Below are 12,466 nucleotides of genomic sequence, written 5' to 3'. Positions count from 1 at the left end.
GCGCGCAGCCAATGCAAAACAGTTAGTTTCTTCCCGTTTTACGCTTATACGCTTCGCTGCCTCGTACCTCGTTGCTGCAGGGTATCGCTTCAACCGGGGCTAAGTGGCCAGGGCAGCATTTCATTTTTGAAGTAGAAAAGCCGCCTGGCTGTGCAGCGGTAATAACGGTTCGTGAAGACACGAACCACGGCGGGGTAAGGCTACATAGTAGCCTATTTTGGATATTAACCAATTATAAAAATAATAAGGTTCGTGAGGACACGAACCTTGGCGAAAGAAGGAGAAAAACTTCGCGGTTGAACAGTCCCATTTGAAACACAAGCCCAAATGAGGTAAACCTGATAGCGCCAGATAGCTCCCGATTTTAAATAAAAATTGTATATAAAAAGATTCCTATCGGGACTATGGGCAATAGCAGGACCGGAATAGCCCAAGAACCACCCAAGCCTGCTTTCCGAAAAACAACAATGTTTAAAAACAAATGGTCCGTGATGATACGAATCATTGCAAAAGATGCTGATTTCTAAGATAATCATTTAATGGATGAGTGGTTCGTGAAGACACGAACCACGGCAAAGGGCATCACCAATTACTAAAATAACTACGTTCGTGAGGACAAGAACCTTGGCGAAAGAAGGAGAAAAACTTCGCGGTTGAACAGTCTCATTTGAAACACAAGCCCAAATGAGGTAAACCTGATAGCGCCAGATAGCTCCCGATTTTAAATAAAATTGTATATAAAAAGATTCCTATCGGGACTATGGGCAATAGCAGGACTGGAATAGCCCAAGAACCACCCAAGCCTGCTTTCCGAAAAACAACAATGTTTAAAAACAAATGGTCCGTGATGATACGAATCATTGCAAAAGATGCATGGATGAGTGGTTCGTGAAGACACGAACCACGGCAAAGGGCATCACCAATTAATAAAATAACCAGGTTCATGAGGACACGAACCACGGCTTTATTATTAAGTCCGACAAAGGATCTTAACACAGCTAACAATCCTGATCTGTGTTTATCCTTTTCATCTGCGGTTAAATTACTTTCCGTTCTGCTCAATATCCCGATCCATTTCTACCAGATCAACATCGCTCGGTTCAGAAAAATCGCCAATTAAATATTTATTGAAATGATCGGCCAGTTTCCAGAAAGCATATTCTGTCATATCTCCAAAACCATGGCGCTGCCCCGGAATAATCAGGAAATCGAACCGTTTACCTGCTTTCATTAACGCATTGGCTACCCGGATAGAGTTTGCCGGGTGCACATTGTTATCTACATCACCATGCATCAATAACAAATGTCCTTTCAGGTTTTTTGCCAGATCAGGATTTTTATCAATGCTGTATTTAAATGATGTATCGCCTTTTAAAGAGATGGTTTCCTTAACACCATGGTGTTTTTCGCTCCACCAGCGGTTGTAAATGCTGTTATCATGATTTCCGGCATTTGAAACCGCCGCCTTAAAGAAATCGGGATACACCAGCATGGCCGCGGTAGACATAAAACCACCACCGGAGTGACCGGTAATACCCACCTTAGATTCGTCGATAAACGAATATTTGGCAGCCAGTTGCTCAACAGCTGTTTTTTTATCCGCTAAACCATAATCGCGCAGGTTTCCATAACCATAAGTATGGTACCATTTAGAACGTGAAGGATTTCCGCCACGGTTGCCTACCGTAATTACGATGTAACCAAATTGAGCCAAACGTTCAGTGCGGTCCATACTTTTGCTGAAAGCTTTATTTACCGCTTCGGTTTGTGGCCCCGGGTAAACATATTCAATGATTGGATACTTTTTATTGGGATCAAAATCGAAAGGTTTATACATAACGCCATACAGATCAGTTATCCCGTCATCCGCTTTTACTTTAAAAGGCTCAGGAAATTTGTAGCCCGCTGCCATGAGCAATGAAAGATCGGCTGTTTCCAGATCCATTACTTTTTTGCCCGTTCCATCATAAAGCGTCGCTTTTGGTGCTGTATTTACTCTCGAATAGTTATCTACAAAAAAAGTGTTGTTATCATTCATATTCGCCAGGTGATCAAAGTCACCGGCATTTAATAATTTCATATTCGAACCATCGAAATTGATGCTGTATAAATGTAAGTAATAAGGATCTTCTTTGCCTTCCCTACCATTGGCCGTAAAATACAGTATGCGTTTTTTCTCATCGATATTAACAATACTTTCACAGTGGAAAGCACCTTTGGTAATCTGATTTTTCAGCTTACCATTTTCATCAAAAAGGTAAAAATGTGCCCAACCATCACGTTCACTCCAATGAATCAGCTCTTTACCATCATTAACCAAACCCGGGCGGTTCACTTCAACGTAGGTATTAAAGCGTTCATCAATTAATGGGGTAACCTTGCCTGTGGCAATATCAACAGTACCGATATCGATACGTTTTAAATCGCGGCTGGTACGCGAAAAATAGAACCTGTTATTGTTACCTAACCAGATAGATGGACGAAATTCGTTATCACGGTCTTTATTTAAAGCCGGTTTGCTCCAAATGGATACACTTTGATCTTTAAATGCAGATACATTTAGTTTTTTATAAGCTTTTGCTGCAAAATCGAACAATAAAATTTCATCCTGAGGAGCTTCGGATTCTCCGGGCATCTGGTATTTATAAGTTTCTAAAGTGGGGCGGCCAGGTGTAACGCTGTTGATTACCCAAAGGTCTTTTACCTTACGCGAATCGGTGCGGTCTAACACAAAATATTTAGAATTTGGCGACCAGAGCACATAAGCGCCGCGGCGTTTCTTATTGTTTTTTTCGTTCTCCACATTGTTCTCGCCATCGCCGTCACTTCCATAAGAGTAAAATTTTACCCCATCTTTGGTAAGCTGATGCTCCACAATGGTACTATCCTCTTCATTATTAACTGCTTTTTTGTAGTTGTCTTTATCCATCCAATACAGATTGTAATTGCGGGAAAAGATAATGGCTGAAGAATCGGGTGCTACCGAGCCCCATGATGGTTTAGGCTTGGGTTTACTGAAATTTGGCACCTCGGTTAATTTTGCACTGGCCAGTTCATATTTGAAAGAAAATATTTTCTTCTGCATAGAATCTGCTGCTTTTTTATCCTTTCTATCTTTTTTTAGTTCTTCAACCGTGCTCTTGATTTCGAAAGAAATACTTTTTTCGTCGGCGGCAAATTTTAAGTTTTCCAGGGGTAAGTGTTCGGCATCAAACGGATCGCGAACAATCAGCGTAATATCTGAAGCAAGTTTAGCATTATCAAACATTAATTTTTTGCTTTTCGCAGCAGGATCTACCAAATACCAGAATTTTCCTTTCGGACTTTCGAAAGTATACCAGAAACGGTTACTCAATTTTAACCAATGCGGATCTACAGCTGTGGAATACACCATCTTTTTCAGCTTATTTGGCGAAAACCGCGAAGCGAGCTGATAATTTGCCTTAGGCTGTGGTTGAATATTTTCGGTTAGGGTAAATGTTTTATTTTGTGCAGCAACAGTTAAGGATAAAAACTGCGCGCCCAGCAGAAATTTGTAGAGTTTCTTCATTAAAATTTGTTTGAGTTGCTAAATTATTTAATTAAAGGATATTAAGCAGGCTTTGATATGTAATAAATGCGATAGTTAGTATAATTTCTTACCACTCAAATTAATTATTAACACAATTTATTTTGATAGATAAATAATTGAGGGATTTTATAGTTTTGTACCCATATACACTAACAATGAAATACAGCTTTTTAACCTTAATAACAGCCGGTGCAATTTTATTTGCCAGCTGCCAATCTAAATCACAAACAGACAGTTCTACAGGAAACGATTCAACTGGGAAAACAACACAAACCAGCGAAAATTCCAACGCTGCTGCCATTGATGTTTCAAAAATAAAAGTGGCTGATGCTAAAACCATCCTGGCCAGAAAACAAGTCCCGATTTTATGTTACCACCAGGTAAGAAACTGGAAACCAACTGATGGCAAGGTAGGCAAAGACTATATTGTAGAAATCCAGAATTTTAAAGACCAGATGAAAATGCTGGCCGATAGCGGTTATCATACCATTTTACCCGATCAGCTTTATGCTTACCTCAATACCGGTGCTCCATTACCAAGCAAACCCATTATGTTAACTTTTGATGATACTGACATGGACCAATTTACCGTTGTGCGCCCAACGTTAGAAAAACTGGGTTATAAAGCAGTTTATTTCATCATGACCGTTTCAATCGGCAGAAAAGGCAAGTTTGTAGATTACATGACGAAAGAGCAGATTAAACAACTGTCTGACGAAGGAAATGTGATCGGCAGCCATACTTACGACCATAAAAACTTCAAAAAATACGCGGGCAAGGATTGGGAAGAGCAACTAGACAAACCAACCAAAAAACTGGAGGAGATTACAGGCAAGAAAATGACCGAATTTGCTTATCCGTTTGGTTTATGGAATGCAGAAGGCATTCCTGAGTTAAAAAAACGCGGTTTCAGAATGGCCTTCCAGTTATCAACCAAACGTGATGAAAAAGATCCGTTGTTTACCATCCGCCGGATTATTGCCAGTGGCTACTGGTCGCCAAAAACCTTAAGCAACAGCATTAAGAATAGCTTTTAAATCAATATAGTCATGATCAAAAGTGCTCTGCTCTATGCTTCAGTTTCTTCGCTACTTTTAACGTCTTGCCAGCCGTCAAAGGCTTCAAAAGAAAAAGTAGCGGTTACAAATGCTACAGCAACGGTTAAAATAGATTCTACAAATTCCAAACCTGCCGATAACAAAACCATTATGGCACGCAGAGAGGTGCCCGTTCTGTGTTATCACCAGATCAGAAACAATATCGCCAGCGACAGCAAAAGAGCACATGATGATATCATTGCTCCCGACAAATTCAGGGAACACATGAAAATGCTGGCCGATAGCGGCTACCATTCTATTCTGCCTGATCAATTGTATAATTACCTGGTTTATGGTGCCAGGTTACCTGAAAAACCCATCATGATCACGTTTGATGATACGGATGAAGATCAATTTACAGTTGGCAATGCTACGCTGAAAAAATATGGCTTTAAAGGTGTTTATTTTATCATGACGGTATCGATCGGCAGAAAAGGACGGATCAATTACATGACCAAAGAGCAGATCAAACAACTGTCTGATGAGGGAAACACCATTGCCAGCCATACCTACGACCATAAAAATTTTGCACAATTTACTGATTGGGATTGGAAAACCCAGATTGATGAACCCACAAAAAAACTGGAAGAAATTACAGGCAAAAAAGTAGCATATTTTGCATTCCCTTATGGTGTTTACAAATCATCTACCCTGCACAAGCTAAAGGAACATGGATTTAAGGCAGCCTTTATCCTGTCGACAGCAAGAGATGAAAATTATCCGCTTTACACCATCAGGAGGATAATTGATCCGGGAAGATACACGGCAAAAAACCTTTACTATAGCATCAACAAAAGTTTTAATAAAACAAAATCTAAGCAAAGCGGTTAATGATTAAAAATTAAGCGTTGCGGGGTTAAAAGATGGAAGAATTATATTCCAGATGATAACTCAGCATTAAAACCTTTAACCATTGCATTATGAAGTATTCTTTTGTTTTTCTTCTTTTTGGATTAGCGATAACACTGGCTTGTAATAACCCTAAAAACGGGAACAACAATAATGCAACCACAGATGGTATAAATGCGACTAAAAAAGAGCTTCCAAAGAGTTTTTACAAAAGGTTAGAAGGTACTATTGCAGGTAAAAAGGTAGTTATGCATCTGCAAAGAGTTGATGATCATGATGAAGTGAGTGGCACCTATTATTATGATGGATCATGGCTTAATCTCTCAACTGATACGGTAATCGGCAAGGATAGCATTGTGCTGGCAGAGTACAATTTTTACGAATCGTACTTTAATCAGGATTCAAAATCGCCACTTTTAAAATTAAAATGGAATGGAAAGGGTTTTGATGGTATATGGGAAAGTGGTAATAAAACAAAAAAATATCCGGTAGCTTTAACAGAAAAATATCCGGAAGGTAGTTATCCATTCAGCATCGGAATTTACAGAGACTCCGTTAAAGCATTTGCTGACCGGACAAAATCTCCTACTGCCGAAATCAGTTTTCAATATCTTGAAAGCAAAAGCAATGATGAGAATAGCAAATGGCTTGATTCAGAACTTAAAAAAATCTTCGGTCTGGAACAGGCCGATCGCTTAACCGGTTTCAAAAATCTGGCAGCTACCTATTTCAGCGATTATAAAACAGAGGTTGCCGAACAGCAAAAAGATGGCCGGGGAAGTGAATTTGAGGCCTGGATGAATTATACAGACAATAGTCAGCAAACGGTTAATTACAATGATAATGGTTATGTTGTGGTTGATTTCCTTACCGATACTTACACTGGCGGTGCACACGGAAATTACAACAGCAGCATGATCTGTTTAGATGTGCCGAACAAAAAACAATTGGCACTAACTGATATCATTAAGATAGATTCAAATGTTTTGTCAGGCATTTTAGAACGCAATCTCCGTAAGGAATATAATATCAAAGCAAAAGATGCATTAAGCACCGTTCTTTTTGATGATTTTATTAAACCCAATAATAACTTCTATTTTAATGCCAATGGCATTGCCTTTATGTACAATCCATATGAGGTTGCCAGTTATGCACAAGGACAAATTGTAATATTTATTCCTTATTCGGATATAAGGACTTATCTGGTACCAGCCTTTGCAAAGCGTATGGGCATAAAGTAGTTTGCAGCTTCCATTTACGGGCTAACAGTTAATCATCACTAAACGGTTAATCGGTTAATGGTTTAAACTAATTAACTGTGAATTGAAAACTGCCAAATGAACACTGGAAATGGCCAACTGCGAACTTTCAACCGCGTTAATCATTTTTAATCTGCTGGAATTTATTGATTAGTCGGTTAATTGTTTAAACTGATTAACTGTGAATTGAAAACTGCCAACTGAAAACTGGAAACCGCCAACTGAAAACTGTCAACCGCGTTAATCATTTTAAATCTGCGGGAATTTATTGATTAACCGGTTAATTGTTTAAACTGATTAACTGTGAATTGAAAACTGTCAACTGAAAACTGGAAACCGCCAACTGAAAACTGTCAACCGCCAACTGAAAACTGTCAAAGTATCTCCTCTACGATATATTCTTTACCATTAAACTTAAAACTGTCATTTACAGCTTTTCCGATCAGAAACCTGCCAATGGGCGATACCTGAGAAACAGCAAAGAATTTTTGTCCGTCCGTATTCAACTCCCCTGCGCTAATGCTGATATAAAAATTACCTGCCGAGGTGATTACCAAACTACCGTTTTTAACCAACCGATCTGATGCGACATTTTCAATCTGTTGTAAAGCAATTTTCTGCTGACCGGCTTCATACAATAATTTATTGTTGCGATCCATCTCCTGCTGCATCATTTCGCGCGTAGTTTCGTATTTGTCGCCAGCACTGCTTTTGGTGTCATCATTCGATGCCTGCCTGGCCTGTTGCAGCGAATATTCTATATTTTCGATCCTGTTTTGGATAAAAGTCAGACAAAGCTGATAAAGTTTAGATTTTAAAGCAGACATAAATGATGTAAAATGGATAATGGGGGATGGATAATGGAATATGGATGATGTAAAATGGTTGATGGGATGGGATAATGGTAAATGGTTCACAGCACAATAGCCATGACCGATCAAATCATTAACCGGACTAATGAACATAGACTAAGGACTGCAGACTCCAGACTTTGGACTATAGACTAAGGACTAAAAACTACCCCTCAATCCACCTCACTTTTTCTTCCATGGGCGTCCGGTTTGGTGTCCAGGGTTTTTCGTTATGATACCCCATGTAAAATAAGCCGATGCATTTCTCGTTTTCACCCAGATCTAAAAAACTGCCTAAATGATCAATCAAAGGCGGCGAACTCCAGTAAGCGCCAACCTTCAAACTCTCTGCGGTTAAAGCCATGTTCTGAACCGCACAGGAAACCGCTGCCAACTCTTCCCACTCGGGTATTTTACCGCTTAGTTTCATATTAATGGCAATAATACAATCAGCCTGACTCGTTTTTTCAGCAAAACTATCGTACTTTTTCTGTAAAAACTGTTGTGGAGAAACCACCTTTTTATATAGGTTACCAAGCTCCTCACCTAGCCTCGCCAGGCCAGCCTTCCTGATCACCACAAAACGCCAGGGCTGGGTCAACTTGTGTGTGGGTGCATAATTGGCCGCTTCTAAAACCTGGTTAATGACTTCAACCGGAATTTCTTTTTTGATATAGCTTGCAGGAAAAATACTGCGCCGTTCTTTTATAACTTTTGAGATGATATCGTATGTAGTACTCATTTGGTAAAAATAGCTAAAAGCTGAAAGATTTTATAAGGCTGAGGGTTGAAGGTGTAAGGTTTAGGGCTAAAATATTGAAGATTTAACTTTGAATCAACTAAAATTAGTAATGGTTGATTAGTCATTGGTTCATTGGTCATTGGTTCATTGGTCATTGGTTTATTGTTCATTGGTCATTGGTAATTTGTAACAGTAAATTGATAACTGCCGACTGAAAACTGCCAACTGAAAACTGCCAACTGAAAACCGTCAACTGCGAACTGCCAACTGTTTCCTGATCTGTTTAACCTTTGCAAAGAAGCCGATACTCTCTTTGTCTACCAAAAAATCCATGGTCTGCAACAATTCCTCCTTAATCCAGTTGTGTTTTACATTTAGATTAGCCAAAATGTTTAAACAATGAGATTTAACAGCAACGGGAATCTGATCGTCAATCAACCGAGCAAAAACAACCTCCACCAAATGGTCAGTATCATAATCGTCAATATTTTTTTTGATGGCTGTTGAAGCGTTTCTTTTGGTCATAAGGGCTAAAATCTTAACGTAATGCCTCAACGCCGATAAGTTGTTCTGTTTCGGAAATTGCTCCAGGAAATAGAACGCATGAGGTAAAAACTTTTGTTGATGGTTAACAAATACATTCTCCAAAATCCAGGCCGCCCGAAACCCGATCTGTTGATCATGATAAAAACTGAGATCGATGAGGTCTTTTACCGAAAAGCCATCAGTTGAAGCGATGGCCGCTAATTTTGCTACTTTACTTTTTTGAAGGGTGGTTTTTATGGTTTCGAGTAAGGTTTGATTTAGCATGAGGCTAAAATAAATATTTTAGGATAAAGTACATTCATATAAGTTGTCATGATACTGTATCATAAATTGTATTTTAATCAAATTTGTCACTTTGAGCTTAGCCTGTGCTGAGCTGGACGAAGTATCGAAACGCCTTAAAGAGATTCAAAGCAGATCCTTCAACAAGCTAACATTGACAGACTCCCCTAAAAAAATCGTCATCTCGACTGTAGCGAAGCGAAATGGAGAGATCTTTTCAACCGAATTATTAAAACTTGGTTTAAAAGATTTCTTCCAGCCTTTACGATCAGGTCTGCCCGTACAGGCGGAGACTGCGGTGAAAATGATGATACTTCGATACCATTCAATTTCTTTAACATCTGTCCATTTATATTGATTTTTATACAATAAATTATCCCTTAGGATTACAATAATTTATCAGAAGACCTTATTTAATATATAAATGCTGCGTTCATTAAGATTAGCTTCGCTGAACACCTCGTGGTTCCCGCATGCGCAAGAATGACTTATTCCCCACTTTAAAACAGCTTATTAAAAATAATAATTTAATGTTCCGGAACAAAAGTTTTATTCCCGAAAATATCGGTTTTAAAAACACCTACTTTTTTACCATTAACATCTTCTATAACCGTATTGCCGAATACATCTGCTTTGTATTTTGCCAACACATTTCCATGCTCGTCCTCAACAATGGTTTCTCCAAATAAATTCTTTTTATGCTTTCCTATGGTTTTACCATTACCGTCTTCTATTATTATGTTCCCTGAGATATCAGTTTTATATACATTTATCTTCTCACCATGTTCATCTTCAATAATGGTATTACCAAAAATATCATTTTTTTCCCTGATCTTAACTGCTGTTTTCCCATCGCCCGGCACTAAACCATTTAATGGTTTTGGCTCCAATCTCTCACCGCTTTCAGTTTCCAAAATGGTATTGCCCGAAAAATCTTTTTTTTGTTTAGCCACGGTTTTCCCACCTTCATTTTCCAATACCGTATTGCCAAAGAAATCTTTTTTTTCCTTTGCAATGGTTTTACCATCTTTATCCACTATAATGGTATTGCCGAAAAAATCTTTCTTCTGCTTACCTATGGTATGATCCCGCTCATCAACAAGTGTTGTATCTCCATAAAAGTCTACTTTATATTTATACCGGGAATTTTGGCCATAAGCCATGACGGACATGCTAGACATCATTATGCCTAATAGGGTTAACTTATTCATATTGACTTCATTTTGTGTGTATTGCTAAAATACTAAAATTAGCGCAAGAAAGACCGAATAAACATTTATAATCTTCTCAATTGGAGGCTTTGCGATTTAAGCCATTGGCGAAAAGCTTCTACCCCTTTGTAAAATAAACCCGGTAGCAGGGAACACGGAGTGCAACGCAGTAAAGCGGATAACGGGACTGCTTCTGGCTACAAAGAACAGAACCCTTCGTTTCCGAAATATTTCAACTTTCTAACATTACAACATTCAAACCTTTAACTTTACAACATTACAACATTCAACTTTACAACATTCAAACTTTACAACAGGCAAATGCCTTCCTACCCTCAACCTTTTTGCGTATCTTTGCGGCTTATTTCAATTATAGCATGATTTCAGTTTCTAATTTATCGTTACGGTACGGCAAACGCACATTATTTGAAGATGTTAACCTCAAATTTACCCAGGGCAACTGCTATGGCGTAATTGGGGCTAACGGCGCAGGTAAATCTACTTTCCTTAAAATTTTATCAGGAGAAGTGAGTCAAACCTCTGGTAGCGTAGCTTTTACCCCAGGCGAAAGAATGGCGGTTTTAAAACAAAATCACTACGAATTTGATGAGTTTTCGGTATTGGAAACCGTAATGATCGGTCATAAAGAACTTTATGCCATCATGAAAGAGAAAGATGCCATTTATATGAAAGAAGATTTCTCTGAAAAGGATGGCGAACGCGCCGGAGAGCTTGAAAATCTTTTTGCAGAAATGGATGGCTGGAACATGGAAAGCAACGCAGCAACCATGTTAAGTAATTTGGGTATTACCGAAGATAATCACTATAAATTGCTAAAGGAGCTGGATAACACACAAAAAGTAAGGGTGTTATTGGCACAGGCCCTGTTTGGTAACCCGGATATTTTGTTACTGGATGAGCCGACCAACGATTTGGACATCGAAACCATTGCCTGGTTGGAAAACTTCCTGGCTGATTATCAGAATATTGTATTGGTGGTATCGCACGACAGGCACTTTTTAGACGCCGTTTGTACGCACATTGTAGATATCGACTTTGCTAAGATGAGTATCTATACCGGTAACTATACTTTCTGGTACGAATCAAGTCAGCTGGCCCTAAAACAGCGCAGCGACCAGAACAAGAAAATGGAAGATAAGGTGAAGGAGCTTCAGGAATTTATCCGCAGGTTCAGTGCCAACGCTTCTAAATCTAAACAGGCAACTTCACGTAAGAAAGCTTTAGATAAGATTGATATCACCGAAATTAAAGCCTCGAGCAGAAAATATCCGGCCATTATATTCAACAATACCGGTCGTGAGGCTGGCGACCAGATTTTACAGGTAGAAAACCTGGGTAAAAGCGGAAATGACGGTATATTGTTCGATAAAGTTACCTTTATGGTAAACAAGGGCGATAAAATTGCTGTTTTATCTCAAAACAGTTTAGCTACCGCCGCATTTTACGATGTTTTGACGGGTAGAGATACCGATCATAAAGGTGAATTTAAATGGGGCGTTACCATTAGCACTGCAGATATCCCTAATGATAATACTGAATATTTTGCTGGTAAAGACGAAAACCTGGTAGACTGGTTGCGTGAGTATTCTGGTACCGATGCTGATGAGCAATTTGTTCGCAGCTTTTTAGGCCGTATGTTATTCTCGGGCGAAGAAGTATTGAAAAACGTTAAAGTATTATCAGGAGGTGAGAAAATGCGTTGTATGTTTTCGAGAATGATGTTACAACAGGCCAACTTACTGATGTTTGATGAGCCGACCAACCACCTGGATTTAGAATCGATTGAGGCCTTAAACAATGGTATGAAAGATTTTAAAGGCACGATTTTGTTTACCTCACGAGATCACCAGTTGACAGAAACTGTTGCCAATAGGATCATCGAAATTACACCAAAAGGTACTATTGATAAGTTAATGACTTACGATGAATACATTAACAATGCGGACGTTGCGAAACTCCGCGAAGAAATGTACTCGTAAATAAAACGAAAAAGAGTTTTGAAATAATATCAAAACTCTTTTTCTTTATATAACCAAT

10 protein-coding genes are annotated in these 12,466 nt (G+C 38.9%); 4 read left to right on the top strand and 6 right to left on the bottom strand.

Annotated features, from left to right (window positions below; translation table 11 throughout):
- Positions 1 to 663: 663 nt before the first annotated feature.
- The gene (locus DV942_RS21020) at positions 664 to 1,062 is read right to left on the bottom strand and encodes a hypothetical protein (RefSeq protein ID WP_145860780.1); all 399 of its coding nucleotides are present in this window, start codon (positions 1,060 to 1,062) and stop codon (positions 664 to 666) included.
- Positions 1,043 to 3,550, bottom strand: a complete 2,508-nt coding sequence (locus DV942_RS21015) for a S9 family peptidase (RefSeq protein ID WP_145860778.1) — start codon at positions 3,548 to 3,550, stop codon at positions 1,043 to 1,045. The genes DV942_RS21020 and DV942_RS21015 overlap by 20 nt, the downstream gene beginning before the upstream one ends.
- A 176-nt stretch (positions 3,551 to 3,726) precedes the next feature.
- Between DV942_RS21015 and DV942_RS21010 the strand changes: the two genes are divergently transcribed.
- From DV942_RS21010 to DV942_RS21000, 3 genes are all read left to right on the top strand, one after another.
- Positions 3,727 to 4,608, top strand: coding sequence for a polysaccharide deacetylase family protein (locus DV942_RS21010; RefSeq protein WP_145860775.1), 882 nt, complete (start codon positions 3,727 to 3,729; stop codon positions 4,606 to 4,608).
- A gap of 12 nt (positions 4,609 to 4,620) precedes the next feature.
- Positions 4,621 to 5,499 carry a polysaccharide deacetylase family protein gene (locus DV942_RS21005; RefSeq protein WP_145860773.1) on the top strand — a complete coding sequence of 293 codons (879 nt, stop codon included), beginning with the start codon at positions 4,621 to 4,623 and terminating at the stop codon, positions 5,497 to 5,499.
- An 89-nt stretch (positions 5,500 to 5,588) separates the two neighbouring features.
- Positions 5,589 to 6,758 carry a DUF3298 and DUF4163 domain-containing protein gene (locus tag DV942_RS21000; protein WP_145860772.1) on the top strand — a complete coding sequence of 390 codons (1,170 nt, stop codon included), beginning with the start codon at positions 5,589 to 5,591 and terminating at the stop codon, positions 6,756 to 6,758.
- A 392-nt stretch (positions 6,759 to 7,150) separates the two neighbouring features.
- On the opposite strand, the gene DV942_RS20995 is transcribed toward DV942_RS21000, so the two are convergent.
- The 4 genes from DV942_RS20995 to DV942_RS20980 form a co-directional block, all read right to left on the bottom strand.
- A complete protein-coding gene (locus DV942_RS20995) occupies positions 7,151 to 7,603 on the bottom strand; it encodes a 3-oxoacyl-ACP synthase (protein ID WP_145860770.1) in 453 nt (150 codons plus the stop codon).
- A 190-nt stretch (positions 7,604 to 7,793) separates the two neighbouring features.
- On the bottom strand, positions 7,794 to 8,369 hold the full coding sequence (locus DV942_RS20990) for a nitroreductase family protein (protein ID WP_145860768.1): 576 nt from the start codon (positions 8,367 to 8,369) through the stop codon (positions 7,794 to 7,796).
- Positions 8,370 to 8,618: 249 nt separating this feature from the next.
- Positions 8,619 to 9,179: a hypothetical protein gene (locus tag DV942_RS20985; protein WP_145860766.1), complete on the bottom strand. Its 561-nt coding sequence runs from the start codon at positions 9,177 to 9,179 to the stop codon at positions 8,619 to 8,621.
- Between the two features lie 545 nt (positions 9,180 to 9,724).
- Positions 9,725 to 10,408 (bottom strand): hypothetical protein, encoded by a 684-nt coding sequence (locus tag DV942_RS20980; RefSeq protein ID WP_145860763.1) that lies wholly within the window; start codon positions 10,406 to 10,408, stop codon positions 9,725 to 9,727.
- Positions 10,409 to 10,785: 377 nt separating this feature from the next.
- Here DV942_RS20980 and DV942_RS20975 point away from each other — a divergent pair, with 377 nt between their 5' ends.
- Positions 10,786 to 12,408 carry an ABC-F family ATP-binding cassette domain-containing protein gene (locus tag DV942_RS20975; protein WP_145860761.1) on the top strand — a complete coding sequence of 541 codons (1,623 nt, stop codon included), beginning with the start codon at positions 10,786 to 10,788 and terminating at the stop codon, positions 12,406 to 12,408.
- Positions 12,409 to 12,466: the final 58 nt, after the last annotated feature.

It is taken from the genome of Pedobacter suwonensis (genome assembly GCF_007833675.1).
Lineage (GTDB): Bacteria > Bacteroidota > Bacteroidia > Sphingobacteriales > Sphingobacteriaceae > Pedobacter > Pedobacter suwonensis.
The sequence above is the reverse complement of the archived record's forward strand: the minus strand, read 5'-3'. Positions and strand labels throughout refer to the sequence as shown.

Coding starts and splice junctions, on each gene's coding strand:
- DV942_RS21015 (WP_145860778.1), bottom strand. CDS start 3,550: ATGAAGAAACTCTACAAATTTCTGCTGGGCGCGCAGTTTTTATCCTTA.
- DV942_RS21010 (WP_145860775.1), top strand. CDS start 3,727: ATGAAATACAGCTTTTTAACCTTAATAACAGCCGGTGCAATTTTATTT.
- DV942_RS21005 (WP_145860773.1), top strand. CDS start 4,621: ATGATCAAAAGTGCTCTGCTCTATGCTTCAGTTTCTTCGCTACTTTTA.
- DV942_RS21000 (WP_145860772.1), top strand. CDS start 5,589: ATGAAGTATTCTTTTGTTTTTCTTCTTTTTGGATTAGCGATAACACTG.
- DV942_RS20995 (WP_145860770.1), bottom strand. CDS start 7,603: ATGTCTGCTTTAAAATCTAAACTTTATCAGCTTTGTCTGACTTTTATC.
- DV942_RS20990 (WP_145860768.1), bottom strand. CDS start 8,369: ATGAGTACTACATACGATATCATCTCAAAAGTTATAAAAGAACGGCGC.
- DV942_RS20985 (WP_145860766.1), bottom strand. CDS start 9,179: ATGCTAAATCAAACCTTACTCGAAACCATAAAAACCACCCTTCAAAAA.
- DV942_RS20980 (WP_145860763.1), bottom strand. CDS start 10,408: ATGAATAAGTTAACCCTATTAGGCATAATGATGTCTAGCATGTCCGTC.
- DV942_RS20975 (WP_145860761.1), top strand. CDS start 10,786: ATGATTTCAGTTTCTAATTTATCGTTACGGTACGGCAAACGCACATTA.